This is a genomic window from Nocardia transvalensis NBRC 15921 (assembly GCF_000308875.1).
Lineage (GTDB): Bacteria > Actinomycetota > Actinomycetes > Mycobacteriales > Mycobacteriaceae > Nocardia > Nocardia transvalensis.
This window is the reverse complement of the sequence record NZ_BAGL01000126.1, coordinates 167,469-192,836: the sequence shown is the minus strand read 5'-3', so window position 1 is coordinate 192,836 and position 25,368 is coordinate 167,469. Positions and strand designations below refer to the sequence as shown.

Here is a 25,368-nt window from a genome sequence, read left to right as displayed (position 1 = left end):
CGTCCGATCACGCGATATCGAGAAGGAAGTGCCGAGTGCCGCATCGTGAGAGCCGGGCGGCCGAAGGCGCCGATGCCTTCGTCGGCCGCGAGCCCGAATCGGACCGGCTGGCGGCGCTGCTGCTGGCCCGGACGCCCCTGATCACCGTGGTCGGCGCGGGAGGCATCGGTAAGACCCGGCTGGTCACCGAGGCGGTGCGGCGGTATCGACGCGCCCGCGGCGTACCGGTGCTCTGGGGGCGGCTGGCCCGGCTTCCGGCCGGCGCAGGCCCGGAGGCGATCGTCGACGAGTTGGTGCGCTCGGTCGCCGATACCGGCTTCGCCACCGGATCGTCCTGGCACACGCTGGTCGAGACGCTCGATCAGCGAGACTCCGAGGGCCGGGCCGCCCAGACCGTGGTGGTTGTCGACAGCTGCGAGCATCTGCGCGACAGTGTGGCCTCGGTGATAGTACGACTGCTCGACGCCGTTCCCGAGCTGACGGTAGTGGCTACCAGCCGCCAGCCTCTCGAGCGGCCGGAGGAGCGGATTCTGCCCGTCCCGCCGTTGACACACGGGCAAGGAGTGACGCTTTTCCGCCGCCGGGCGACTCTGACGGGCACTGTCATCGAGGACGATCAGCTCGCGGTGGTCGAGTCGATCTGCACGCATCTGGGCAATCAACCGCTCCCCATCCGGTTGGCGGCGGCGCGGCTGCGACGGCAGTCGCTGGGCGCGATGCTCGAGGATCTCAGCGGCACGGCCACCGATCGCCGGCTTCGGTGGCCGCGCGGTCCTCGTGGCGGCGTCGAGGAACGCCATTACGGCATCGCCGATGCCATCGCATGGTCGTTCGATCTGTGCAGCGACCCCGAACGTCTTCTGCTCGAGCGGATGTCGGTGTTCGCCCCCGGGTACGACAGCAACCCCGACGACGAACCGGGAGAGGATCTCGTCCGCAACGCGGGCGTGGAAACGGCTGCGATACAAGCTGTCTGCGGCGGGACCGACGATGCGGGGGACCGTCTGGAGCCGGCCGAGACAGGGCCGCTGCTGGAACAGCTGGGTGAACGATCTCTGGTGATCGTGAACGAGTCGGGAACCGCGCCCCGGTACTCGATGTCGGAGAATATTCGGGTCTTCGCGCATCGAAGGCTGTGTGAGCGAGCCGAATCCGAACCGTCGCGGCTGTGCGCCGAACACGGCCGCCACTACCGCGACAGGATCGCCGAGTCGGCCGCCGCCTGGTTCGGCACCCGTGACCGGCGGCTGCTCGGCTGGGCGCTGGACGAGTGGGACAACCTCCTGCTGGCCCTCGAGACCAGTCTGTCCACGCCGGATCGAGCGGTGGTCGGGCTCGAGATAGCGACCGGCTTGTTCGCCCACGAGGTCCCGTTCATCAACGGCCGGTTGCGGGACGCTCGCCGATGGGCCGAGCGGACCCTGGCGGCCACCCGGGGCGCGCGGCCGGAGCCGGTCGCTCTCCAGGTCTCGGCGATGGTGTTGATCGCGCGCATCAATCTGTGCCAGGGGAGGCCCGAGGACACTCGGAGACTGATCGAACGCTGCGTCGAACTGTGCGGTGTCGGCATCGATGACCGCGACGCGTGGCGCCGGCATCCGGACCGGGATGTCGGACTCCCCGCGCGCCTCGAGTTCGCCATCGGGGCCGTGCTGATGTTCGACCACGAGGACCTCGGCGCACTCCATGTTCTCGAACGCGCCCGCGACAAATTCTCCGCGTCGAACAACCACGGAGGCGTCGCCATGACCGAAGGGTGCGCGGCGCTCGCCTCCGCATTGTTGAGCCCGCCCGGCCAGGCCCTCGAGAACACCGCGCGCTTCCTGGACACCGCCGGACGCTCGGGCGACGAGTGGGTGGAAGCCTGGGCACAGATGGCGTGGACGATCGCCCGGACCAGGCACGGCGAGCCGCGCGCGGCGGTGGCCACCGGCCGGACGGCATTGGCGCGCCTGGTGCTGACGCGGGACACGTGGGGTGCGATCTGGGCTGCCCATGCGTGCGCGTGGGCACTGGCCGCGGCCGGTTCACGGTCCGCCGCGCGCCCTGAATCGATGCGATACGCGGCCGACGTAGCCCGGCTGCTGGGCGGTCTGCGCGCCCTGCGGACGCAGCTCGGAATAGATATCACCACTCTGCGCCCCTTCGCTTCCGAAACCTCGCGCGCGACGGAGATCGTTCGAACAGCGCTCGGACAGCACGCATTCGACGCCGCGCGGCGCGACGGGACATCGATGCGACCGGCGTTGGCCGACCTGGCCCGGTGGGCGCTCGACGTCCCTTCGCCGGGGCCATCCGGATCGGCCCGTCCGGACAGGCCCATACGGACCTCGCCGTGGCAGCGGCTCTCCGCGGCCGAGGCCGACGTCGCCGTGCTGGCGGCGGCCGGATGGACCAATGCGGCGATAGCCGCACGGCGGGGAAGTTCACGCCGCACGGTGGAGGCGCAGATCACGAGGGTTCTGAAGAAACTGTCGATCCGTTCACGTGCGGAAATACATCCGATGGTGCCCGTGGACCACCGCGGCGATGGACCGCGACGGGACTTTCGGCCCTGGTGTGTCCCAGAAGGCCGTCGTTAGCGTATTTGTGCGCTGTTCGCGCAGGGGCCAACAGCAGACGACTGCCGGTCTTCGGTCTACCGATCCTCGAAAGAGGGGTATTCGACATGACATTCTGGGACGTGTTCTGGCTCATCATAATGAGCTTCTTCTTCATTTGTTATCTCATGGTGCTTTTCTCGATCTTCGCGGATCTGTTCCGGGATCGGGAAACGTCCGGTGTGGTCAAGGCGATCTGGGTTGTCACGCTGCTGATATTCCCGTTCATCACCGCTCTGATCTATCTGGTGGTCCGGGGCGGGAACATGGCCGAACGGCATGTCGAGGCGACGTATCGAAACCAGGCGATGGCGCAGGAGGCATATCTTCGAGACGCCACGACGACCACCCCGGCCACGCAGATCGCCACCGCGAAGAAACTGCTCGACGAGGGCACCATCACGGAGGACGAATTCGAGCGGATCAAGGGCCACGCCATCGTTTAGCGCCGTCCCCCGCGTCCGATCAACGGTGGTCGTCGGCGTCGGCGGCATTTCCGTCGCCCGGTCCGCGCAGGAATCGGCCGAGCGCCGCCTCGTCCTGCGCGAGCGCCGCGACGATCGTCGCCGCGCCGACGATCACCATCGATAACGCGACGAACCAGCTGACCGTGGTGAAGCCGAGGCCGAGCGGCCCGAACTGCCGGCGGGCATTGGCGGCGATCCCGGGCAGGACGACCCGGCCGCCGGCCCGCACCGCCGTCAGGCCCGCACCGGTGAGCACCCCGCACGCCCACAACACCCGCACGGGCACCGCCCCTTTGGTGAGCAGATACGGCACCAGGGTCCAGACGAGCGTCCACACGACGAACTCCCCGGCCAACGCCAGCGGCCGGCCCGCGTAGGGGATGGAGACGAGGCCCCGGACCGCACCCGCCGTGCCCACCGAGACCGCCACCGTCAGCAGGGCGACCAGCCATCGCCAGGAGTCCCGGGCCCCGATCGCCGGAACGTCCCAGATGGCCCGGTACACGCGTCCCAGTGCGCGAGCGAACGACGTTCCGCCGAGGAGTACCAGGATCAATCCGGCCACGCCGAACGCCGCGAAGGTGGGCGTCGGGATGACGCCGGCGTGACCGGCCGACACCGCGGACGGTTCGAAACCGAGCTGGTCGTCGAGGGCATGCGCGGCCGATTTCCAGCTGGTGAATATCGACCCCGCGATGATCACGGGGAGCAGTGAGATGAAGCCCTTGGCGGCGAGCCCCAGCGCCCGATCGATGAGCTGGATCCCGATCAGCCGTTCCAGAACGCGCCACACCGTGCGGCCGGAGGAGGTCTCCCGCAACCAGCCGTACGTGTGCTGGATGCCCGGCGCGATCGTGTTCCGCAGCCGTGCTATCGGGAGTTTCGCCGGTCGCATGCCGTGGCTTCGAGGTCTGCGGGATTCTGCAGTTGCTGCCGCCGCAGCCGCGCCGACGCCGTGAGCAGCCGCAGGGCCAAGCCGATGAGGAGGAGATTGCCCACCATCTGCGTGAGCACGACGGCCCTCGATGATTGGGCGGTGGCCACGATGTCCCCGAAACCGACGGTCGCGAAGACGGTGACACCGAAGTACAGGGCGTCGAGCCGGGTCAGCGGCTGATTGAAGTCCTGCGGTGTGGCCTCGGACATCAGGTAGTACACGGTCGCGTAGGTCACCAGATACAACCCCAGTGTCGCGGCCAAGGCCTCGGCGGCACGGGCGAACGGATTCGAGTCGCGCAGCACCAGGCGTATCTGCCAGGCACATACCACACACACCGCCGCGAGTCCCACCGCGAGCAGGACGGCGGACTGCACCTTCCGGATTCCGGTGAACGGCAGCAGGAAATAGGAAAGGAGCAGTACGGTCGTCGTGATCAGCGGCGGCAACACCACCCGCCGAAGCAGGCCGCCGCGAATCGAACCGTCTCGGGGGATTATCTCGATCGACATCCGAGGCGCCCCTCGAATCGGCAGCCTGCCACTGTGGTCAGGCTGATACGGGATGCACGATAAATGCTGACTGTGGACCACCCTACCGGCGTCGCCGGAATGTGGAATATGACGAAGGTCCTCTCTCTCGATGGCGAAAGTCGAAGTATTCCGGGATAGGTTTCGTTCACAATCCTTCCGTGTCAGTATCGATTCGGTCGCACACCATCGATGTGGTGCGGAATCAATATCAACAGTCGGCTGCACGTGCAGCACGCACTCATCGGGAGTCGCTCCGGGCTCGGCACGCGTAGCATCCGAGAATTATCCGGGAGGGAATGCGATGAAATCCGCGGGACTCATCGCCGGTATCGCGGCGGCTACTGTCCTCGTCACCACCGCGGCATGCTCGTCGGACAATAGTTCCGGGTCGGCGACGTCCACCGCTCTGTCCAACAGCGCGCTGAGAAGCAGCGTCGCGGCCACCGCGTCGTCGATGGTGAGTACCGCGCTCGACGCCGCGCAGCAGAAGGTTCAGGATGTGATCAACGGGGCCCTCGCCGCCACGCCGATCACCTTCGACTCCGGCAGTTCCGACCTCACCGCGATCGACCACGCGACCCTGAAACTGATCGCGGCGGCGTTGAACGGCAACGACACCCGGATAGAGATCCACACCTACGCCGAGGGCACGGATCCCACCGCGGCGAACGCCCTGGCCGCGGCGCGCGGCAACAATATCGCGGCCGAACTCATCGACGGCGGGGTCGATCGCGCGCGCATTACCGTCCGGTCCACGGCGAATCCGAACGACCCGGCGGTGCAGGTCGACCAGGCGCACGTCACCGTGGTCGGCGGATAGGCCGATAGGAATCCACGATGGACCCGGGCCCGGACGAAGAGCGCACACCGCAGGACGATCGACCGGCGACGCCGGAGGAGGAGCGGCGGTCCGAGGACGCGCACCCCGAGCAGGCGTTGCCCGCCGACGAGCACCCGCTTTCCGAAGACGAGCGCGCCGAGCTGGAGCGGCTGCGCGCCTTGGTCGCGGCCCGTCCGCGGCGGGATCGATCCGGCGTACTCCGTTGGGTCGCAACGGGAATCCTGCTCGTCCTGACCGCCGTGCTGATGATCGGGGCGGTCGTCGCGCGGACGTCGCGCAGTATCGTCCTCGATACCGATCGATACGTCGCCATCGTGACGCCCCTGGGTTCCGATCCCGCCGTGCAGAGCGCGATCGCGGACAAGATCACCCAGGCGATCGTCGCCAACGTCGACATCAAGGCGCGTACCGCCGATGCGATGCGCGCGCTCACCGACAACGTGTCGGCGGTGTCGGACCGGCCGCGAGTGTCCGCGGCGCTGAACAGCCTGCCGAGTCTGGTCGCCACCCAGGCGGAGAGCTTCATCCACACGACGGCCGTGGAAGTGGTGTCCAGCAGCCAGTTCCAGCAGCTGTGGGTCGCCGCCAACCGCCGGGCCCACGACGCTCTGGTGGCGGTGGCCACCGGCGAGACCAGACCCGGCATCCAGGTGGACAGCAGCGGAACCGTCAGCATCTCGCTGCAGGACGTGCTCACGGTCGTGCGGCAGCGGCTCGACGACCGTGGTTTCACCTTCCTGGACGGGCTGCCGTCGTTCGACAAGCAGTTCGTGCTCTTCCAGTCCGACGCTCTGGTGCGTATGCAGAAGGCGGTCCGCGTGATCGATCGACTCGGGACCGCACTGCCGTGGCTGGCGCTGGCCACCGCGGCCGGCGCGGTGTGGGTGGCGCCGGCCGGGCGGCGGCTGCGGGCCCTGTCGCTGGTCGGGCTCACCACGGTGGCGGCGATGCTGGTGCTGGCGTTGCTGCTGCTCTTCGGGCGGCAGTACATCCTCGGCGCGATTCCGCAGGACACGCTGCCCGCCCCGGCGGCGACGACGATCGTCGGCGCCGTGATCGAGCCCGTGCGCACCAGTCTGCGCACGCTGGCGGCGCTGGGCGTGATCGTGGCGGCTACGGGTTACCTGACGGGCTCGTCGACCTCCGCGCGGCGCGCGAGGGCTGGGATCAGGCAGGCGGTCGAGTTCGTGCGCCGGCCGCGCAGCGCGCGTCCCCCGACCGGCGTGGAGGTCTTCGCGGCGCACTATCTCAAACTGCTCCGCCTGCTCGTCCTGGCCGTCGCGGTGCTGATCCTCGTGAATCTGAACTACCCGTCCTGGACAACGGTCGCGTGGCTCACGCTCGGCACCGTGCTGATCCTGCTGCTGCTGGAAGTCGTTGCCCGGCCGGGTGTTCCGCAGGACACCGCGATCCGATGACGATGCCGGTCGTCGCCGTCCCTGCCCCGGACGGCGACAACCGGCTTTCGCTTACGTCAATCCGCGGCCGAACGCGTCGACGTGACCCCAGCGTCCGGGGATGTCGAGCAACTCGACCCGGCCGATCTCGCGCGGCACCGCCGAATCGACGAGCAGGTGCTCACCGAGCGGTTCCAGGCCCAGCATGGTGCGCAGGAACAACAACGGCGCGCCGGTCGACCACGCCTGCGGGCTGCACGCGGTCGGGAACTCGACCGGGAATCGCGTCAGCGAGCGTTCGTAGCCGCCGAACGCCTCGGGCAACCGGCCCGAGAAGTATTCCGCCGCGGCCAGATTGGCGGCCGCGATGCGGGCGGCCTCCGCGCGGTAACCGTAGCGGCGCAGCCCCCAGGCGATGAACGAGTTGTCGAACGGCCAGACCGTGCCCACGTGATATCCGATGGGGTTGTACCGGGCTTCTCCCTCGGCCAGCGTGCGCACGCCCCAGCCGGAGAACAGGCGCGGGCCGAGCAGGTGCTCGGCCACCGCGGGCGCCTTGGCGTCGTCGACGATCCCGCTCCAGAGCAGATGGCCGATATTGGACGACAGGGCGTCCACCCGGCTGCCGTCGGCGTCCAGGGCGATCGCGTAGTACCGGCCGTCGTCGACCCAGAAGTCCTTGTTGAACCGGTTTTTCAGCGCGATCGCGTCCCGCTCCAGCTCGTCGGCGTAGTCGGGATCGTTCCAGAAGTGCCGGGCCAGCCGGGCGGCGCGCATCTTGGCGTCGTAGGCGTATCCCTGCAACTCGCAGGTCGCGCGGGGGAAGCCGGGTAGCCGGCCGTCGTGGTAGGAGATCGAGTCCCACGAATCCTTCCAGCACTGGTTCTCCAGGCCGGTCGCCTCGTTGCGGCGATGGTAGGAGATGTAGCCGTTGCCCTGGAGATCGGCGTAGATGTCGATCCAGCGCAGCGCGGCGCGCGCCTCCTGCTCGAACTCGCACACCAGGTCCGAGTCGCCGGTCCACCGCTCGTATTCGTCCAGCAGCACGACGTACAGCGGTGTGGCGTCGGCGTTGCCGTAGTAGGGGGAGTGCGGTCTCTCCTGGAACGCGGTGAGTTCTCCGTAGCGCATCTCGTGCAGGATCCGGCCCGGATCCTCCTCGCGGAAGTCGTCGCTGCGGCTGCCCTGCCAGGAGCCGAGGACCTGCAGCGTCGTCGCCGCCAGTTCGGGGGCGAACGGCAGCGCCTGCAGGCTCGTGAAGATGCTGTCGCGGCCGAACATGGTCATGAACCACGGCAGACCGGCCGCGGGCAGGCTGCGCGTACCGGCGATGGCCGGGGTGAATCGCAGCGCCGCGAGGTCGACCAGGCTGCGGTGGTAGGTCGCCTCCAGCGATTCGGAGTCGGTGACAAGCCGGGGCGCTTGGGCCAGCCAGCGGTCGAGGTCCTGTTGCATATTGCGGCGCGGCCCAACGGGTTTCGGCGCCCCGACGATCTCCGGCCGTACCCGCAGTTCCGTCGTCCACGACCCCGACGGCTCGATCCGCACGGCGAACACGAGCCCGCGCTCGTCGATCTCGGCCGGTTCGCTCGCCGAGACCGTCGTGATGCGGTGGAAGGTCTCCCGTTCGTACGAGAGCACCAGCCGTCCGTCCCGCACCGCTGCGGAATAGGTGCCCTTCTTCGGCTGGGCGTCCTTCACCTCGAACAGGTCGGCGAAATCGCTGCCCGCCTCGATCCTGATCGTCAGCTGCGCCGGGCGCTCGTCGTGGTTGAGGATGGTGAGCTGCTCGGTGAATCCGTCGCCGACCCGCCGTTCCCGGATCACCGTCTGCTTCGCGTCGACGTACACCGTGCCGGTGCCCGCGACGAGGAAGAACCGGCTCTCGAAGTACCGCAGGTCGTCCACCGACAGCGTGGTCAGCCGGTGCCCGTCGACGGTCAGCACCCACCGCGACAGGAACCGGGTGTCGAACGCGAACAACCCGACCGGATCGGTGGGCGTCGCGTCGATATCCGCCCGCTCGTCGCTGACCACGAACGTATTGCCGTCCAGAATCCGTACCTGACTCACGGCGTGCTCCTCTGCGGAAGGAGTCGCTGGGTCAGCACCACCAGCTCCGGATCACCGTCGACGCTCAGGACGCCACGCAGCAGCGCCGACATCGCGCTGGCCCGACCGTCCACGATGTCGTCGAATACCGCGCGGTCGCCGCGTAATACGCAGTCCGCGGGCTTTTCCCGATCCGCCGCCCGGATGTCACCCCGGTCGATCTCCACCAGCCGGTGTTCGGTCCGCCCGGCGTCGACGATGTCGTAGCGGATGGTCGCGTCGACCTTCTCCAGCAGCGGTTCGTGGCGGCCGGGCGACAGGCCTTCGAAGAACTCAGCGATGGACATCATCCTCAACTCCTTCCGGAAGTGCTGTCGCGGCCACGAGTCCGAGCAGACCCGCCGCGGCCAGCGTGATCATTGCGAGTGCGTACGCCCGACCGGCCGATGAGGTCAGGCCGGCGACCAGGATGGTGCCCGCGATCGCGGTGCCGAGCGATGATCCGAGGTTGGAGACACTGCGCGAGAGGCCGGAGATCTCGCCCTGCAACTCGTCGCCGAAGCTGGACTGCACGACGTTGACCGACGGCGTCAGCATGCCGCCGAGACCGAGGCCGATGATCAGCAGTCCGGGCGCGAACGCCCAGGCGCCGGACAGGATGTGAACCAGCCAGAGCAGGGTCCCGATACCCGCGACGGTGACCACGAACCCGGTGACGATCAGTGTTCGCTGGGCGAGCCGGTCGGCCAGCCACTGGGCGGCCAGCGACGAGACCAGCAGGCCGACGGTCGCCGCCGTGAACACGACTCCCGTCTGGATCGGGTTGTAACCCCGCTCGACCTGGAGGTATGCCGAGACGACGAAGGAGACGCCCATGAGTAGCGCCCACTGGGTCAGCTGTGTGACGAGCCCGAGGTCGGAGGTGCGGCTGCGGAACAGATCCGTCGACAGCAACGGCTCGACGCCCGCGCGTTCCTTCGCACGGACGGAGACGAAGAACCACAGCAGCATCAGCGCACCGGCGACCATCAGGACGATCGTCGCCACGAGACTGTCCTTCGCGGCCAGGATGCCGGTCACGACGAGTACGAGGCCGGCCGCGGACAGCAGCGCCCCGAGCAGGTCGAAGCGCCGATCGGGTTGCGGCTCGAGCGGATCGTCGATCCGCCTGCTGAGCACGGCGATCAGCGCGACGATCAGCGCCTGGAAGACGAACGCCGCCCGCCAGCTGATCGCCCAGGCGATCAGGCCGCCGATCAGTGGTCCCGCCGCCGCCCCGATGCCGCCCGCCGCGCTGATCATGCCGAACGCGCGGGCGCGCGCCGACACTCCGGGAAACAGCAGCGTCGCGAGAATGTAGACCGGCGGAATCAGCAGTGCCGTGCCGACACCCTCGAGCAGGGAATAGCCGAGGATGAGCACGCCGAGGCCGGGAGCGATCGCGCTCACCAGGGCCCCGGCGCCGTACAGCGCCAGACCCGCCGTCAGGCAGCGCGTGCGGCCGTACCGGTCGGTGAGCTTCCCGCCGGGAATCATCAACGCGGCCATGACGAGCAGGAACAGCGTGATGGCGATCTGTACACCGTGCACGTCCGTACCGAGGTCCGTGCCGATGTCGTTGATCATCACGTTCATGTTGGAGCCGGCGAAGCTACAGATGAACTGGGCTAGAGCGAGTGGGATCAGCATGTCGCACCGTGGTCGTCTCGGTGACGCTGGCCTGGACTCGGTGGCGGCGATGGCACCCGAGCCACAGGCTACGTCGGGTTCGCGGCGCGGCACCGAGGACTCGGACCCCGGAACTCGGGACGAAAGTCATTGCGAGACATCGGCACACGATTGAGGACGTTGTGCCCTAACTTCCCCGCGCCGGAGTGGAATACTCAGACGCTACCGGCACGGACGCCGATGCTCACGGGTTCCTCCCACGGAAACCAGAGGTGTCACATGACTGGTCACGACATCGAAGAAATGGGTCCGATCGACTACCTGGTGGTCGAATTTCCCCCCGACCGCCCGCCGGACGGTTCGGCTCTCCCCCTGCTGCGGGACCTCGTCGAACGGGGCATCATCCGCATCATGGACCTGACCTTCGTCCGCAAGGACGAGGACGGGTTCGTGGCCGGGATGGATATCTCCGGCATGGGCTTGGAGGGGGATATCGACGTCACGCTCTTCGCGGAGGCGGCGTCGGGCCTGCTGGGCGACGACGACCTCGCGGAGGCCGGCTCCGTCCTGGAGCCGGGCTGCGCGGCGGCGGTGCTCGTCTACGAGAACACCTGGGCGGCGCCGTTCGCGGTCGCCTTGCGCCGCAACGGCGCTCAGCTGGTCTCCTACGGGCGCATTCCGGTGCAGGCCGTGCTGTCGTCGCTGGACACTCTCGACGCGAAGGATTGACGACATGCCCGGACTGATTCGTGGCGTTGCCCGGACCGCGGTCGTGGCCGGAACGGCCACCGCCGTATCCAACCGTGTCTCTCGCCGGCAGGGGCGCCGCTGGGCGGCACAGGAACAAGCCCGGTACGCACCACAGGCCCCCGCCGACTCCGGCGCGGACCGCATCGATGCGCTGAAGGAGCTCGGCCAACTGCGGGCGCAGGGCGTGCTCACCGATGCCGAATTCGAGGCCGAGAAGGCCCGCATCCTCGCCTCGTGACAACCGAGAACAAGGAGGAGAACGATGTCCAATCCTCAGATGGCCGTTGCCTCGGGCACCGCTGACGGTCTGCGGGTCCACCATCGCGAGCAATCGCAGGCCGGGCGGCGGGCCGCCGCGACGGGCACGGTCGCCGCGTCGGTACTGTTGATCATCGCCGGGACGGTGCAGATCCTGCAGGGCATCTCGGCGGTCGCGGCGGACGAGATCATCATCGTGGGCCCGCAGTACACCTACGGGTGGGACACCACCGGCTGGGGCGTGGTCCACATCGTCATCGGCGCGCTGTTCATGGCGGTCGCCGCGGCGTTGTTCAGCGGAGCGACGTGGGCGCGAATCGTCGCGATCGTGCTCGCCGGCCTGTCCATCGTGGCGAACTTCCTCTGGCTACCGCACAATCCGTGGTGGGCGGTCCTGATCATCGCCCTGGATATCTTCCTGATCTGGGCGGTCGCCACCTGGCGTCCGCAGGGTACCGACTCCGACGCGGTCGCGGGCGAGGGTTCGTAGCATCCACTGGTGGGCGAGGGCGGGTATATCCCCGTCCTCGCCTCGCCGGACGCCGCACCCGTTCCGCTCCCGGCGAACGCCCGGAATATTTGCTTGCCGTCGGCCATTACTGTTGACCGTTATGAAGGAGCAGGGGCGCAAGGCGATCGCCACGAACCGCAAGGCGCGGCACAACTACACGATCCTGGAGACCTACGAGGCCGGGGTCGCGCTGGTGGGCACCGAGGTGAAGAGCCTGCGTGAGGGCAAGGCGTCGCTGGTCGACGCCTACGCCACCATCGACGACGGCGAGGTCTGGCTGCGCGGGCTGCACATTCCCGAGTACGGGCACGGCACCTGGACCAACCACTCGCCGCGGCGTACCCGCAAGCTGCTGCTGCACCGCCGCGAGATCGACAAGCTCACCGGTAAGACCAAGGAGAGCTCGCTGACGCTGGTGCCGCTGTCGATGTACTTCTCCGAGGGCAAGGTCAAGGTCGAACTGGCGCTGGCCAAGGGTAAGCAGGACTACGACAAGCGTCAGGATCTGGCCCGCCGCACCGCGGAGCGGGAGGTGACGCGCGAGCTGGGCAGGCGGATCAAGGGCATGCGTTGACCGCTGTCCTGCTGGCGTTGCTGGCGGCCCTCGGATACGGGGTCAGCGATTTCGTCGGCGGGGTCGCCTCGCGCCGGGTGGCCGCCCTGCGGATCGTCATCGTCTCGTATCCGCTGTCGGTGCTGCTGGTTCTGGTTGCCGCGCCGTTCGTGGGCGGTGTCGTCGACGCGGCGTCGATCGGCTGGGGCGTGGCGTCCGGCGTGGCCGCGGGAGTGGCGGTGTGGTGGTTCTACGCCGCGCTCGCGCAGGGGCCGATGGCCGTGGTCTCGCCGGTCACGGCCGTGCTGGTCGCGGGAATTCCGGTGCTGGCCGGGCTGATCGGCGGCGAGCACCCGACCCCGCCGGCCTACGTCGGCATCGTCTGCGCGCTGGTGGCGGTCGTGCTGGTCAGCCGGGAATCCCCGGACAAGGTGACCGAGGAGATCACCGGCGGCCGCGAACTCCGCTTCACGCGGCGGGTGGCGCTGCTGACGGTCGGTTCGGGCGTGGCGTTCGGGCTGACCTTCACCTTCCTGCACGAGACCGGCTCCGCGGGCGGGCTCTGGCCGCTGGTCGCCTCGCGCCTGGCGGCGACGCTGGTGGTGTGGGTGGCCGCGCTGGTCACCGGCCAGTTCCGGGCCCCGCGCGGCGAGCCGTTGCGGCTGGCCTGCTACGTCAGCCTGCTGGACGTGATCGCCAATGTGGCCATGCTCTACGCGTTCCACGGTTCGCTGCTGTCGCTGGTCAGCGTGATCGGCTCGCTGTACCCGGCGGCGACGGTACTGCTGGCGATGGTGCTGCTCGGCGAGCGGGTCGGCCCGCTGCAGAAGATCGGCATGGCCCTGGCCCTGGGCTCGGTGGCCCTGATCGCGGTGGCGTGAGCGGCGGTGCGGCTGGGGCGGGAATGCACGGATGGGGTGAGCTGTTATGATGAACAGCCCGGCCACCAGCCGGGAACATTTGGATCGATGATGTTGACGGGGCTGAACGGTTTCGACTGCGTACGTCGATTCAGGGGAAGCGTGTCGGTGCAGGCAGGAGACCACCGTAAGCGTCGCTGTAACCAATTAAGCGCCGATTCCAATCAGCGCGACTACGCTCTCGCTGCCTAAGCAGTAGAGCGTGTCTGTCAGCCCGGGTTCGCCCTCGGCCCGGTCCCTGGCATCAGCTAGAGGGCTCTACCGTCCGCCTCGGTCGCGGAGTCGGACGGGACACCAAACAGCGACTGGGATCGTCATCTCGGCTTGTTCGCGTGACCGAGAGATCCGAGCAGAGACACAGCGAACTGCACACGGAGAAGCCCTGAAGAAGCGGCGGAGGACCCGGGTTCAATTCCCGGCAGCTCCACTGTTGGAGGAGCCGCAGGTCACTGACCTGCGGCTCTTGCGTTTGTGGCGCTTACTCGAAACGCGCTGATTGATCTGCGGTATGCGTGCCTTGTTTCGATGGCTACCGCCGTTGAATGTTGGGACGCCCCTCGCGGTCGACATCATCGTCGCTGACGTGACGGCCAGGGAATCGCACGGGAAACTTGTCAGAGTGATGCTAGTGCCAGCGGAAGCCCGCAGGAGACCTACCTCGGTGCGTCTGTCTGTGTCGGACCTCAGATCCTACGGCGGTGTCAAAGTGATGGCGGCATGGAAGTTCGACCCAGTCGACGATCCGTTGTCCGCCGCTTGCGATACGTTGGCGGAGTGACGGATCGACCGAATCGCGCACTGCATGAGAGCAAAGGCCAGGCGAGCGGGGAGTTCAAGCTGAGCATTACGCGCGCGCTGGGGGACCAGCTGGGCGAGGGTCTGGGGCGACTCGTGCCAGCGCCGCTCACGGCCGAGTACCTCAAGGGCGAAATCCAGCCGCGCCCCGGTGTCTATCAGTTGTACGTCGATGGCGGGCTGGTGTATGTCGGAAAGGCGTCGGCCAGCCTGCGGGATCGCTTAGAGAGACACCGCAAGAAGCTCTCTGGCCGAGTGAACATCGGCCTCGGGCAGGTGGGCTTCGTCTGCTTGTACGTGGACGAGGACATGGACGCGGCGGCGCCGGAAAAGCTCCTCATCAAGCGCTACCGAGCGAATGGTGAGGCGCCCTGGAACACGATGGGTTTCGGCAACAAGGATCCTGGGCGAAACCGAGACAAAACGCTGGTAAAGGCGAAGCATTTCGACGCTCGGTATCCGATCAACATCGAGCTGGCTGTTGATGGCTTGACGCCGGGTAAGCAAGCTTTAGGACCGGTGCTCATGGCGGCGAAGAGTGCGCTGCCATATACGTTTCGCTTCCTGACGACGCCGAAGAGCAAGACACCACACAAGCTTTTGCGGGATGTTCCGGTCACTGTTCCGGACACAAAGCTGAACACCGTCGAGTTTCTGCGGTTCGTGCTTGAGTTCCTTCCGGACGGCTGGCAGGCTACGGCGTTGCCGGGGTACGTGATCCTGTACCCGGACTTTGAGGACCTTGCCAGTGCCACCCAGTACTGGCGGACGGTCAACGGCTCGGTGGAGTCCTACAAGGGTCAGGGACGCTTCGATGAGAAGGGTGAAGTGGCCGAACAGGACGAAGAGGACGGCTGATCGCGGCGGGTCGACCACGACACGCGAATCGTACGTGCGTTCGATAGTTGTCCGCGGTATGGTTTCGGCCATGCCCAAGGACCAAACCGCCAAAAAGGCCCAGCGTACGAGTGTCGAGCTCTTCGCCGGGGGCGGAGGTCTCGCCATGGCTGTCGAGCGTGCGGGTTTCCGGCCACTGCTGTTCAACGAGTTCGCGAAGAGGGCCTGCGAGACTCTCGCGATTAACGCGGCGACTCCTGTCGAGGAGGGGTGTGTCCCCGCTATCCCGACTGGTGATGAGCGGCCCCCGTTGGTGGCCGGCGACGTCCGTAAGGTCGACTTCGAGTATCTTCGCGACAAGGTCGATGTCTTGGCTGGCGGCCCGCCGTGCCAGCCCTTCTCGCTCGGTGGTGTCGCCAAGGGTGACGAGGACGACCGCAACGGTTTCCCTCATATGTTTCGAGCCATACGGGAAATGCGGCCGAAGGCTGTCATCTGCGAGAACGTTCGCGGGTTGCTTCGCCCATCGTTCATGCCGTACTTCGATTACATCAAGCGTGAGCTGTCACTGCCCTTCGAGGAACGGGCTGAGGGCTCCCGATGGCAGGATCACGACGAGATCCTGCGGCACATGAACGAGTCGGCCCAAATCGCTGCGGATGAGCGGTATGAGGTGGCCCACTTCCCGGTCAACGCGGCCGACTATGGCGTTCCGCAGATCCGTAATCGGGTGATTTTGATCGCGTTTCGCCGAGACGTCGGGGTCGACATGCGGCGATTCAGAGAACTTGTACAACCGACCCATTTGGCCGACAGCTTGTACGAGGACATGATCAGTGGCGTTTACTGGGAACGACACCCGAAGGTGCCGAAGGCAGTGCGTAAGCAGGTTATGGCCCGGATCCCAACACCGCCTGAGACGCTGCTGACCGCCAACGGCGAACGGCTCGCGCCTTGGCGAACGCTGCGAGACGCGCTGCAAGGGTTGGACGGTCAAAAGCCGCTGCCCGACATCCCGCCGGACAAGCTCGATCGTAAGGAACACCGGCTCGGTGGGTTCACCGACCATATCGGGTGGCCAGACGCCCGCATCTACCCTGGCCATACCCCGAACGAGCTCGATAGACCCGCTAAGACCGTGAAGGCTGGCGTTCACGGCGTCCCTGGTGGCGAGTCGGTGATGTTGCTTGACGATGGTACGCATCGATACATGTCCGTGCGCGAGACCGCTCGGGTGATGACCTTCCCTGACGACTGGCAACTCGCGGGTCCTCGGGGCGAGAAGATGCGGCAGCTCGGAAACGCCGTGCCCGTTCTCCTGGGCAAGGTGTTCGCGGAGGCGGTCGCCACCGTGTTGTCGGAAGCCGAGGCGGCGAGTTAGTTACCGTGACCAGCGTCAAGTATAGGAAATGGAAGGACGAGCCTCCGGCTGATCGTGCCTGGAAGTGTCCTCCTAATCTTGGCCGGGCCGCGCGTTCTGCGGAACAAGACCGCGCGGCCGGCGGTCGCGCGAATCGCCTGGTTGGACTCGACGACGGCCACGTTTCATTGGCGTCTGTCGAGCTCAAGGTGTACGCCAAGACTCGCCGAATTCGCGCCTATGTGCGGTGGTCCGATCACGGGAAGTACCCGACGAAATACGTGGGAGAGGTCGACGGTCGAACACGGCGTCAGAACTTGGCCCAAGGGTGGCGCGAGGTGATCGATCGGAAGTTGCTTCCTCCGCCCGCCACGTCTTCGCGGTCATGGGCCAGTTCGAGAGCGGTCCGGTCGGTAATGCGAGGAAACCGCGGCCGCGATACTGGACCGGAGCTAGCGCTGCGGGCGGCTATCCGCGCACATGGGCTGGGGTATCGGGTGGATGCGCGGCCGCTGCCTGAGTTGCGAAGACGTGCCGATATCGTATTCGTTGGCCCGAAAGTCGCCGTCTTCTGTGACGGCTGCTATTGGCACGGATGCCCTGAGCATTATCGCCCCGCGCGCCGTAACAGCGAGTTTTGGGACCAGAAGATCGCTGGGAACAGGAACCGAGACCAGGAAACCGACCGGATGCTCACCGATGCGGGATGGGATGTCATCCGGATCTGGGAACATGAAGATCCCGAGCCAGCGGCGCGGCGAATCGCTGAAGTAGTAATGGCACGTCGTTCGAAACGTCCACCCTTGCGTGCCAGGGTGAGCTGAGTCCACTGGTTCACAGCAAATCGGCCCGACGCGGGCGAGATCGGATCTATCCACCATGGCTTCGGCGATGCCGGTGCGCGGGACTGGGAGCATGGCTTCCACTCCTTGGGGCGATGGTCCCGCCGTCGCCGCGCGTTAACCGAGGCCGAGGAACTGGCGCACCTAACCGTCTACGAGCAAGCGGTCGCGGCGAGGCCGGGGCGGGGCGTACCCCCGCCGGGAGGGCCTGTACTCGTCGCTGATCACCGAGTGGCGTAAACGACGCGACGCCAGCGTGCTCGAGGTCAAAAGGCCGACCACGAAGAAGGTCGGCAAGCTGACCGCCGAGCAAGCCGAAATCGCCCGGTTGAAGCGAATTGGAAAAAGCCAACTAGCGACTACTGTGGGCGCGCCAAGGCCAGTGCCGCCCACTCAGTCCTTTGCCCACCTTCGATGCGCGGCTCGTCGGAATCCGCTCTCTCGGAAAGAGATTCCAAGGATGGCCACCCCGGCAGCGCACAGTCCAGTATAGGCTTGGGTCAGCGCTCGAATGTTGGGTGGCCTACGACAACCCGGTCAACCTTGCGGCCCGGCGTGTGTCCACGACCGACGCCGCGCGCTGGACATTATGGAAAAGCGCAGGATCGGTACCGGCGAACGAGCCCACCGCCGCCGAACGGGCCCGGGTGTTAGCGGTGCTCAGATCTTCGGAGTTCGTCGATCGCCTCCCGCTGACGGTGTGGCCCACCTCTGCTTGATCGCGACACTTAGCTGGTTCGATGCCCACGATGTACCGGATCCTGGCCGAGGACACCTGGCAAGGAGTGAAGGTGGCTGGCGCGGCACCGAAAGCCACCTGCCCGGAGCTGGTGGTCACCCGCACCGAGGCAGGTGTATTCGTGGGCATCACCAAGCTGGCCGGCCCAGCCAACCGCCTGTACTACGACGCCCTACGTGGTGATCGGGTATCCACTCCCACTACATCGTCGGCTGCCACGCCCATGCCCGTGAATCCGGGGCGCTGGCAACGGAGTTGGTGGAATAGATCTTCGGCACACGTGGCATCCCGCACGTGGTGCACGCCGATCGCGGCACGGTCATGACCTCGAAGTCGGTGACCCCGCTGCTGGCGGATCTGGAGGTCACCCGCTCGCACTTGCGGCCACGGGTGTCCAACGACAATCCGGATTCCGAAGGCAGGACAAACACTGAAACACGTGCCGGAATTCCCCACCCGTTCTGATCACTCTGGTAAGCACGGCAATTCATGACCGAGTTCGTGGACTGGTACAGCCACGACCGGCCGGACCTCACGGCGTAGTTCACTGAATTCGCTTGCCCCAAGCATCATCTCGGATCGCTCGGAGACGACAATCGCTGCCGTATGTCGGTGGCCGCCAGTATGGTGGGCGACATGTTGTTGAGAGGCTTCTCACAGGGCGGGCAGCAGCTGACTCAGTCCTCGATCCGCTGTGGCCTTGCCGCGTTGATTTCCACGACCGGGAAGGGCGGCGGACATGCCTGATGGTCAGCACATCGACATCACGCCCCATGCGAGGATTCTTGGGGTTCTCGGGGACATCGAGTTTGCGCAGTGGCAGTGCTTGGCAGAGCTCATTGACAATGCCTTCGATGACTTCCTGTCCTCTAATAACGCTGCCGATGCCAAGCCCACGGTCAGCATTCAGTTGCCGTCCGCACAGTCGACGCGTTCGAGCGCCGAGGTCATCGTCCGGGACAACGGTCGCGGTATGAGCCTAGAGAGGCTCGAACGCGCCATCAGCGCTGGTTGGTCAGGCAACGGGCGGCACGGCGCACTGGGTTTGTTTGGTATGGGGTTCAACATCGCGACCGCGCGGCTGGGCAGGAAGACAACGGTCCGCACGAGCCGGGCTGGCGACTCTCATTGGATTGATGTGACACTCGACCTCCCCGCGATCGAGAAGTCCGAGCAGTACCAAGCACCCTATGTGTTGGTTCCGAAGGTCAACTCGGACGAGCATGGGACCGTCGTTACGATCAGCGGCCTCAAAGCCGACCAGTGGGAGACCTTGCGTCGGCCTAACACTCAGAAGAAGATCCGCGAGCACCTGGGAGACGTGTACAGTTACCTTCTGGCGAACCGAAAGTTCCGGCTCACGGTCAACGGCGCCGTGGTTTCCCCCAGGCTACCCTGCGCGTGGGACGAGCAGCGGACTGTTACACGCAGTGGAGTGGACATCTCTGCCATCCAGCGGATCGACGTCCCCCTTAGTGACAAAAAGGTGTGCATGTCCTGCGGGTACTGGAACCCGCTCGACGTGGACACCTGCCGCGAGTGTGGCTATGACAAGCTGGAGGTTCGGCCTCGCCGCATTTGGGGATGGATCGGTGTCCAGCGGTATGTCCACAAGACGGACTATGGCATCGACTTCCTCCGCAACGGCCGCAAGATCCTGCTCCGTGAGAAGGCGCGGGTCTTTACATGGACGGATGAGGACGACTTCCGCGAGCCAGAGTTGGAGTACCCGATCGACACCAAGACCCCTGCCGGTCGGTTCGTTGGTGAGATCCACTGCGACCATGTAGCGCCGAACTACCAGAAGAACGCCTTCGAGTACGAGACTGCGGAGTGGCGCCAGGTGATCAGTGCGGTCCGTGGCGACAGCCCTATCCGGCCGAAGATCGCCGAGAAGCGGGGTCTCCCGGTTAACGAAAGCCCACTCGCGCGCCTGTTCACCGGGTTCCGCCGCAACGATCCCGGCCTTAGCTATCTAATCCCGGGCAATGGTTCCGGCCCGATTCACGAGCGGACCATCGAGTGGGCCAAGCTGTTCCGTGACGGCGTCGAGGAGTACCAGTCTGACGACATCTGGTACGAGGCCGCCTATCGCCACGACCACCCGCTGGACACGGGGACGTCCCCTGAGGTAGACGGCGATCAGGGGCAGTCCGACACGGTTCTCCCTGGTCTCGACGACGATTCCGAGGACGTGCCCTCATCGGACGATGGGGGTGAGCCGAACGTGGCATCCGCTGGCAACGTGCCGCCAATTGCGGCTAAACCCGCTGAAACGTTTGGCGAACGGTTGCAGCGCTACCGTGACAACGCGGAAGTGCTGCCGGACCTGTCCGGTGAATATGCGCTCCCCGAGCTTGGCGGCTTCACCCTCAAGGTATGGGCGGTCCGGAACCAGCGCCTGATCGATTCCAAGGAGGCTGCGACGGGGGCGTTCGCGGTTATGGTTCGGTCCCCTTTGCTGGAGGTGTTCGTAAACGTCGACCACCCACTGTTCCGGGAACACGGCGCTGACATTCGGGACGTCGCACTCATCGAGGCGGCCGACCACCGGCGGACCTCCACCGGCAAGACGACTTTGCCCCTCACACAGCTGCTGGCCATGCTGAAAGATCGCGCGTCGATCCCGAAGTTGACTCCCACAGCGCTGGCGGACGAGTCTGAGCAGCTTCTCGAACGGATCCGGACCCTGATGGCTCCGGTGATCGCGGAGACGCCGGCGGTGCATTGGCTTGAACTCGCACCCAATGAACAGGCTCTCGTTGAGAAGAACTTCGCACTCGAGTCCGACACGAGCGTCAGCTGGAATGACGCTGTGAACAGCGGCGAGTTCATCCGATTCGCCCCGCCAACCGGTGTTCTCAGGCTCATCCGGCGCTTTCCAGAGAAGTTCATGGACGGGAAAGTATTTCGGCGGCCCTACGGGAAGTTGTCGGATCCCGCAACGCGGGAGCTGATGGTGGAGCGCGTAGTGAACCCGCTCCACGACCTGGTACTTCTCGCCAACCACCGGCCGAAGGTTGGCTCTGAGGAACTCGCCAGGATCCGCTACAGCTGCCGCTTGGTCGCGCGCGACCTTGCCGACGAAAACTAGGAAGGGGGAGGGATGGGGAGCTTCCTTGACCCGCTGCCGCTCCTCGACGGGGGGCCGCTGCAGTTTCCGCGTGCCCTGGAGCGGCTGTTGTGGTATTCGGGCTTCGCTGACGTGACCGTTATCGACGGCCCAGATGACAAGGGTGGAGACATTCTCGCCTGGCGCCGTGGTAAGTCGTGGGTCTTCCAGTGCAAATGGAAGCGACGCGGCGTCGTCGGTTCGGAAGCCGTCGATGAGGTTCACCGTGCCCGCGAGTTTTATCAGGCGCATCAGGCGGTCGCGGTGACTAATAGCCGATTCAGCCAGGACGCTCGGCGGCGGGTCGAGGTTCTCGCCCGGATTAGCCCCGAGATCCACCTCTGGGAGGGCGGACACCTCGCGCGGTCGTTCGCTGGGCTGCCGCAGCGGTTCAGCACGGTTACACCCCGCCCGTACCAAGCTGCTGCTTTGTGGGCGCTGTCGAAGGACCTGGACGGTACCGGGCGTGCGTTGCTGATTCTCGCGACCGGGCTTGGTAAGACGGTCGTGGGCGGTGAGGTCATCGCCGCCCACCTGCGGCAGCACCCGGATGACCAGGTACTCGTTGTCGCGCACGCCAAAGATCTGGTACACCAACTCGAAAGGGCGCTGTGGCGTCATTTCCCGAAAGATGTCCTGACCCGCCTCCTTACAGGCGATACCAAACCCGACGACCTCTCGGGGGTGACCTGTGCGACAGTAGCCTCCGCGCTCTCCGCCGCTCGCTCCGGCTACCGGCCGAAGTTGGTCATGGTGGACGAGGCGCACCACGTCGGGGCGGATGGGTACTACGACCAGCTCCTGAGCATCCTGAAGGACTCCCGACTGCTTGGTGTCACAGCCACCCCGTGGCGGGGCGACTCACATGACATCACTGAGCAGTTCGGGCCCGCGAGCTACACCCTGGGCATTGAGGAAGGAATGAAACGGGGCTATCTGGCGCGGGTCGACTACCGACTCTTCCTCGACAACATCGACTGGGACGTCGTCCGGGCCGCAAGCGAGAACGAGTACACCATCTCCGACCTCAACGCCCGGCTCTTTCTGCCACAGCGTGACGAGTTGATCCGCGACGAACTGGCGGCCGCCTGGGCCACCACAGCCAACCCCCGGGCGATCGTGTTCTGCCGCACTACGGAACATGCTGAACGGCTCGCTGATCTGTTAGGGCGCAACCCTCTGTGGACAGGCGCGTTGGCACTTCATAACGGGCTCGGCAAGCGTGAGCAACAGCGACGATTGCTGGCGTTTCGGTCGGGAGGGGTCCCGATCCTCACCTCGATCGACATCCTGAATGAGGGCGTGGACGTCCCCGACGTCAACATCCTGTGCTTCGCTCGCGTCACTCACTCCCGTCGAATTTTCATACAGCAGCTCGGCCGCGGCCTGCGACTGCGAGAGGGCAAGGAACGGGTAACGGTTCTCGACTTCGTTAGCGATATCCGACGTGTCGCGGCGGCCTTGAACATGAAGAGAACCCTCGACAGTCTTGGGGACATCGAGACTATCGATAACCTGTCGCCGCCGCAGATCGAGTTCAGCGATCAGCGGGTGAGCAGTTTGATGGAAGAATGGATCAAGGACGCGGCCAGCCTCGAGACCGCGTACGACGAACACCGACTGCAGTTTCCGTCCGCCCTCGCCGCTTTGGAGTAGCGCCTGTGCCACAACTGAATCTCAGCGAGCAAGACCGCCGCGTAATCATCCTCAAGATGTACCGAACGGCCGACGAGCTAGGTTGGGAGTTCCGCAGCAACCCGGAGAAAACCGAGCAGTATCGTAAGTGGTTCAAAGATCCGCAGATCGGCCAGCGGATCATCAACGCGTACGGCGTTAGCGAGCAAGATGTCCGTGTCTGGATGAAAGACGTGCCGATGAAGGAGTACGCCCGCGCCCAGGAGGGTATCGGTGCTTTTGCCCAATACGTACCTCAACGGTTCCGCGGACCCCACGAGATTGTGCAGGCCGCCTGTGGTGAGGGGTGGGAGGTAGTGTGGGGGTCGATCGACGGAAAGCCGAACCACTGCCTCGCGACTGACGGAACCACTGAGCGCTATGTCTGCTGGGGGTCGAGTAAACAGCTGCGGGACTTGGTGTGGGCGTCGATCGAGTGGTTGGCAGATAACATGAGGCAATCGGGCGACAAGCTGGTCAACAAGAGCAAGCCGGGAATCGTGGTTACGACACGTGACGGTCAAGTGATTGATACTGGTGCGCGCGAGCGTAATGAAAAACTCGCGGGACTCTGTGGGTTAGCCGTCGTTCATTTGCACCGCTCGATGATTGACAACCCAGATCTCGTTACAGCCTGATGCGCCGCTCAGTGCATGCCAGCCTGTGGCGGGTGAGCTCACGGGTTAAGGGCGGTTTAGGTCGTACGGATGTCGTTGGCTATCCCCTGCGGCCTAATCACCAGACCTCCTCCCGCAGCACCGTCGGCACCGTCCGCTTAGTCATATGGTGCTCGGCCTTGAGCCGAGCCATGGAGGCGCCGGCTTCGTACTTGGTGACGATCGCGGCAGTTACCTCAAGGGTGAGCTGATTCTTCGAGCCGCTTGACATGCGTTGCTTCGACAGGGTTGGCCTGCGTAGTCCGCTGCGCTCGACGCGCTGCCGCAGGTCGGTGACGCCTTGGAGCAGACCGCCATGTCCACTGAGAAGGCCCGGTCCCAGGGGACCGGGCCGTCGTCGTTGCCGATTCGGTCTACTACCCGCCCGCCCTGCGGCGGAAGGTGCGTTTGCCGCCGGCTTGGGCGTGGGTGCCTCGGACCTTGGCGGCGTTGTGGGCGGTTGCGCCTGTGGTGGCTTGGCTGTTCTTTCGGGCGAGGGCCTCTCGGAACTTGCGTTTGGTTGCTTCTGCCGGTGACTCGGCTTCGTCCGCTGATAGCTCGGCGGGAACTTCTTTCTCAACGGTCATGGGTTCAGCCTGCCACCTGCTCAGGGGTGGTGGGTGGTCACAGGGTGACGGATTCCGCGCGGAGTTTGGTGAGGATGTCTTCGTCGGGCCAGTCTCGGGCTTCGTAGCGGGTGGGGAACAGGCCCGGGACCGGGGTGAGGCCGGTGAGGGTGGCGGCGGTGTCGAAGGGGACCTCGAAGAGGTGGACGGGGTCTTCGTCTTCGTCGGTGGTGTAGAGGCTGAGGTAGTCGGCCTGGGGGAGTAGCCATTCGACGCCCTTGCCCCAGACCGTGAGGGTGCAGGGGCCGTTGTCGGCCTCTATGTAGCTCAGGCCGCCGACGTAGGCGGGGTCGAGATCGTAAGGGCCGTAGTCGTAGTCGCGGTCGTAGGTTTCGTTGAGCCACTCGGTCTGGAGGTGGTACTCGGTGACGGCCAGGCCGCAGCGGGCGCGGACGGCGGCAGGGTGCTGGGGGTGGGCGCCGGCCCGGTCGAACGGGACGAGGCGGTCGTTGTCGTCGAGGGTGTAGCCCTGCGGGGAGAGGGGGCGGGTGGCCTCGCCGTAGTGCTCCTCGACCATCTCGAAGATCTGGCCCAGGACCTCCGGGTCGTCGGGGGCGACGATCAGGGTGTCGTAGTCGGGCATGAAGGCGACCGGGCGGTGCTCGTCGGTGCGGTGGGTGGCGAGCCAGCCGGGCAGCAGCGGCCACGAGGCGACGTAACCGTCGCCGTCGTCGACGTAGCGGACGACCGCGCCGGGCTCCTCCGCGGGCTGGGCGATGGCCGCCAGATTCTCGTGCGCGGCCGCGAACAGTTCCTCGGCGGTGACACCCCAATTCCGCAGTGTCGCTTCGAGAATGATCGAGCGCGTCGCCGGCTGATCGAGTGCGATCAGTTCCTGGACGAACGGAAGCGCCGGCCGCGAGACCGGCCGCAGATCCGGCGGCGCCTCGAGACCGAAGGTGACCGGGCGCAGGATCGGGCGCAGCTGTGCGCGGGCCTGCGGCCAGTGCGGCATCTCGCCCGTGCTCTCGCGCATCGCGGTGACGAACCGGACGATCGCCTCGTCGCGTTCGGAATCCGGTAGCCCGCGGGTATCCCGGAACAGGTTGCCGAGGTAGAGGTGCGTCTCGTCGCCGAGCAGGATGGCGAACTCCACGGCGTCGTACCGGGCCTGTGGGTCGTCGATCTGCTTCAGGACCGTCGCGGCGAACCTGTCGAACTCGTTGTCTTCGTGAGAATCCACGCGGGCGAGCGTAGTCATGCCGTAGCAACCCGTGCAGCGCAAGACTTTTCGCTCCTG

General features: G+C 66.0%; 23 protein-coding genes and 1 other RNA gene. 16 read left to right on the top strand and 8 right to left on the bottom strand.

All coding sequences use genetic code 11. The annotated features are described in order from the left end of the window. Positions 1-35: 35 nt before the first annotated feature. Both ON41_RS35800 and ON41_RS35795 read left to right on the top strand, forming a co-directional pair. A complete protein-coding gene (locus ON41_RS35800) occupies positions 36-2,582 on the top strand; it encodes an ATP-binding protein (protein ID WP_040753108.1) in 2,547 nt (848 codons plus the stop codon). 86 nt (positions 2,583-2,668) lie between these two features. Further along, the gene (locus tag ON41_RS35795; protein WP_040753103.1) at positions 2,669-3,046 is read left to right on the top strand and encodes an SHOCT domain-containing protein; all 378 of its coding nucleotides are present in this window, start codon (positions 2,669-2,671) and stop codon (positions 3,044-3,046) included. Positions 3,047-3,065: 19 nt separating this feature from the next. On the opposite strand, the gene ON41_RS35790 is transcribed toward ON41_RS35795, so the two are convergent. Then, on the bottom strand, positions 3,066-3,962 hold the full coding sequence (locus tag ON41_RS35790) for a membrane protein (protein ID WP_040753098.1): 897 nt from the start codon (positions 3,960-3,962) through the stop codon (positions 3,066-3,068). Next, complete coding sequence (locus ON41_RS35785; protein ID WP_051163233.1) at positions 3,938-4,516, bottom strand: potassium channel family protein; 579 nt, start codon at positions 4,514-4,516, stop codon at positions 3,938-3,940. Before ON41_RS35785 ends, ON41_RS35790 begins: the two co-directional genes overlap by 25 nt. Before the next feature lie 322 nt (positions 4,517-4,838). On the opposite strand from ON41_RS35785, the gene ON41_RS35780 reads away from it, so the two are divergent. After that, positions 4,839-5,357 (top strand): OmpA family protein, encoded by a 519-nt coding sequence (locus ON41_RS35780; RefSeq protein WP_040753095.1) that lies wholly within the window; start codon positions 4,839-4,841, stop codon positions 5,355-5,357. A 17-nt stretch (positions 5,358-5,374) separates the two neighbouring features. Continuing rightward, positions 5,375-6,796 (top strand): hypothetical protein, encoded by a 1,422-nt coding sequence (locus ON41_RS35775; RefSeq protein ID WP_051163231.1) that lies wholly within the window; start codon positions 5,375-5,377, stop codon positions 6,794-6,796. 51 nt (positions 6,797-6,847) lie between these two features. Here ON41_RS35775 and ON41_RS35770 read toward each other — a convergent pair whose 3' ends face one another. Genes ON41_RS35770 through ON41_RS35760 form a run of 3 tightly spaced genes read right to left on the bottom strand, consistent with a single transcriptional unit; the run spans position 6,848 to position 10,516 of the window. After that, entirely contained in the window at positions 6,848-8,848 is a 2,001-nt protein-coding gene (locus ON41_RS35770) for an amylo-alpha-1,6-glucosidase (protein WP_040753092.1), read from the bottom strand. Next, positions 8,845-9,177: an SCP2 sterol-binding domain-containing protein gene (locus ON41_RS35765; protein ID WP_083905867.1), complete on the bottom strand. Its 333-nt coding sequence runs from the start codon at positions 9,175-9,177 to the stop codon at positions 8,845-8,847. Before ON41_RS35765 ends, ON41_RS35770 begins: the two co-directional genes overlap by 4 nt. Beyond that, entirely contained in the window at positions 9,161-10,516 is a 1,356-nt protein-coding gene (locus ON41_RS35760) for an MFS transporter (protein ID WP_040753084.1), read from the bottom strand. Before ON41_RS35760 ends, ON41_RS35765 begins: the two co-directional genes overlap by 17 nt. 258 nt (positions 10,517-10,774) lie before the next feature. On the opposite strand from ON41_RS35760, the gene ON41_RS35755 reads away from it, so the two are divergent. From ON41_RS35755 to ON41_RS35700, 12 genes are all read left to right on the top strand, one after another. Next, complete coding sequence (locus tag ON41_RS35755) at positions 10,775-11,224, top strand: DUF6325 family protein (protein ID WP_040753081.1); 450 nt, start codon at positions 10,775-10,777, stop codon at positions 11,222-11,224. A 4-nt stretch (positions 11,225-11,228) separates the two neighbouring features. Then, a complete protein-coding gene (locus ON41_RS35750) occupies positions 11,229-11,483 on the top strand; it encodes an SHOCT domain-containing protein (protein ID WP_040753079.1) in 255 nt (84 codons plus the stop codon). A 24-nt stretch (positions 11,484-11,507) separates the two neighbouring features. Then, positions 11,508-11,993, top strand: a complete 486-nt coding sequence (locus ON41_RS35745) for a DUF7144 family membrane protein (protein ID WP_246460861.1) — start codon at positions 11,508-11,510, stop codon at positions 11,991-11,993. Positions 11,994-12,114: 121 nt separating this feature from the next. Next, the gene (gene smpB / locus ON41_RS35740; RefSeq protein WP_040753075.1) at positions 12,115-12,588 is read left to right on the top strand and encodes an SsrA-binding protein SmpB; all 474 of its coding nucleotides are present in this window, start codon (positions 12,115-12,117) and stop codon (positions 12,586-12,588) included. Further along, positions 12,585-13,448, top strand: a complete 864-nt coding sequence (locus ON41_RS35735) for a DMT family transporter (protein ID WP_174411392.1) — start codon at positions 12,585-12,587, stop codon at positions 13,446-13,448. The genes smpB and ON41_RS35735 overlap by 4 nt, the downstream gene beginning before the upstream one ends. 98 nt (positions 13,449-13,546) lie before the next feature. Further along, positions 13,547-13,917, top strand: a transfer-messenger RNA (tmRNA) gene (gene ssrA, locus ON41_RS39845). A gap of 344 nt (positions 13,918-14,261) precedes the next feature. Further along, complete coding sequence (locus tag ON41_RS35725) at positions 14,262-15,140, top strand: GIY-YIG nuclease family protein (RefSeq protein ID WP_051163227.1); 879 nt, start codon at positions 14,262-14,264, stop codon at positions 15,138-15,140. A gap of 70 nt (positions 15,141-15,210) precedes the next feature. Then, positions 15,211-16,500 carry a DNA cytosine methyltransferase gene (locus tag ON41_RS35720; RefSeq protein ID WP_083905874.1) on the top strand — a complete coding sequence of 430 codons (1,290 nt, stop codon included), beginning with the start codon at positions 15,211-15,213 and terminating at the stop codon, positions 16,498-16,500. 395 nt (positions 16,501-16,895) lie between these two features. Then, positions 16,896-17,303, top strand: a complete 408-nt coding sequence (locus ON41_RS40915) for a very short patch repair endonuclease (protein WP_083905865.1) — start codon at positions 16,896-16,898, stop codon at positions 17,301-17,303. A 1,496-nt stretch (positions 17,304-18,799) separates the two neighbouring features. Next, complete coding sequence (locus ON41_RS35710; RefSeq protein ID WP_040753069.1) at positions 18,800-21,154, top strand: ATP-binding protein; 2,355 nt, start codon at positions 18,800-18,802, stop codon at positions 21,152-21,154. Between the two features lie 12 nt (positions 21,155-21,166). Beyond that, entirely contained in the window at positions 21,167-22,828 is a 1,662-nt protein-coding gene (locus ON41_RS35705) for a DEAD/DEAH box helicase (RefSeq protein WP_040753068.1), read from the top strand. A 5-nt stretch (positions 22,829-22,833) separates the two neighbouring features. Next, on the top strand, positions 22,834-23,484 hold the full coding sequence (locus ON41_RS35700; protein WP_040753066.1) for a hypothetical protein: 651 nt from the start codon (positions 22,834-22,836) through the stop codon (positions 23,482-23,484). 97 nt (positions 23,485-23,581) lie between these two features. On the opposite strand, the gene ON41_RS42060 is transcribed toward ON41_RS35700, so the two are convergent. The 3 genes from ON41_RS42060 to ON41_RS35695 form a co-directional block, all read right to left on the bottom strand. Beyond that, positions 23,582-23,734, bottom strand: a complete 153-nt coding sequence (locus tag ON41_RS42060) for a hypothetical protein (RefSeq protein ID WP_157185746.1) — start codon at positions 23,732-23,734, stop codon at positions 23,582-23,584. 145 nt (positions 23,735-23,879) lie between these two features. Next, positions 23,880-24,089: a DUF5302 domain-containing protein gene (locus tag ON41_RS42430; RefSeq protein WP_083905864.1), complete on the bottom strand. Its 210-nt coding sequence runs from the start codon at positions 24,087-24,089 to the stop codon at positions 23,880-23,882. Between the two features lie 37 nt (positions 24,090-24,126). Continuing rightward, positions 24,127-25,311, bottom strand: a complete 1,185-nt coding sequence (locus tag ON41_RS35695) for a DUF1444 domain-containing protein (protein WP_040753065.1) — start codon at positions 25,309-25,311, stop codon at positions 24,127-24,129. Between the last annotated feature and the right edge of the window lie 57 nt (positions 25,312-25,368).

Excerpts from the sequence above, each read along its gene's own strand:
- ON41_RS35760 (WP_040753084.1), bottom strand. The coding sequence starts at position 10,516 with ATGCTGATCCCACTCGCTCTAGCCCAGTTCATCTGTAGCTTCGCCGGC.
- ON41_RS35795 (WP_040753103.1), top strand. The coding sequence starts at position 2,669 with ATGACATTCTGGGACGTGTTCTGGCTCATCATAATGAGCTTCTTCTTC.
- ON41_RS35790 (WP_040753098.1), bottom strand. The coding sequence starts at position 3,962 with ATGCGACCGGCGAAACTCCCGATAGCACGGCTGCGGAACACGATCGCG.
- ON41_RS40915 (WP_083905865.1), top strand. The coding sequence starts at position 16,896 with ATGCGAGGAAACCGCGGCCGCGATACTGGACCGGAGCTAGCGCTGCGG.
- ON41_RS35705 (WP_040753068.1), top strand. The coding sequence starts at position 21,167 with ATGGGGAGCTTCCTTGACCCGCTGCCGCTCCTCGACGGGGGGCCGCTG.
- ON41_RS35780 (WP_040753095.1), top strand. The coding sequence starts at position 4,839 with ATGAAATCCGCGGGACTCATCGCCGGTATCGCGGCGGCTACTGTCCTC.
- ON41_RS35765 (WP_083905867.1), bottom strand. The coding sequence starts at position 9,177 with ATGATGTCCATCGCTGAGTTCTTCGAAGGCCTGTCGCCCGGCCGCCAC.
- ON41_RS35710 (WP_040753069.1), top strand. The coding sequence starts at position 18,800 with ATGCCTGATGGTCAGCACATCGACATCACGCCCCATGCGAGGATTCTT.
- ON41_RS35755 (WP_040753081.1), top strand. The coding sequence starts at position 10,775 with ATGACTGGTCACGACATCGAAGAAATGGGTCCGATCGACTACCTGGTG.
- ON41_RS35785 (WP_051163233.1), bottom strand. The coding sequence starts at position 4,516 with ATGTCGATCGAGATAATCCCCCGAGACGGTTCGATTCGCGGCGGCCTG.
- ON41_RS42060 (WP_157185746.1), bottom strand. The coding sequence starts at position 23,734 with ATGTCAAGCGGCTCGAAGAATCAGCTCACCCTTGAGGTAACTGCCGCG.
- ON41_RS35745 (WP_246460861.1), top strand. The coding sequence starts at position 11,508 with ATGTCCAATCCTCAGATGGCCGTTGCCTCGGGCACCGCTGACGGTCTG.
- ON41_RS35775 (WP_051163231.1), top strand. The coding sequence starts at position 5,375 with ATGGACCCGGGCCCGGACGAAGAGCGCACACCGCAGGACGATCGACCG.
- ON41_RS35750 (WP_040753079.1), top strand. The coding sequence starts at position 11,229 with ATGCCCGGACTGATTCGTGGCGTTGCCCGGACCGCGGTCGTGGCCGGA.
- ON41_RS35720 (WP_083905874.1), top strand. The coding sequence starts at position 15,211 with ATGCCCAAGGACCAAACCGCCAAAAAGGCCCAGCGTACGAGTGTCGAG.
- ON41_RS42430 (WP_083905864.1), bottom strand. The coding sequence starts at position 24,089 with ATGACCGTTGAGAAAGAAGTTCCCGCCGAGCTATCAGCGGACGAAGCC.
- smpB (WP_040753075.1), top strand. The coding sequence starts at position 12,115 with ATGAAGGAGCAGGGGCGCAAGGCGATCGCCACGAACCGCAAGGCGCGG.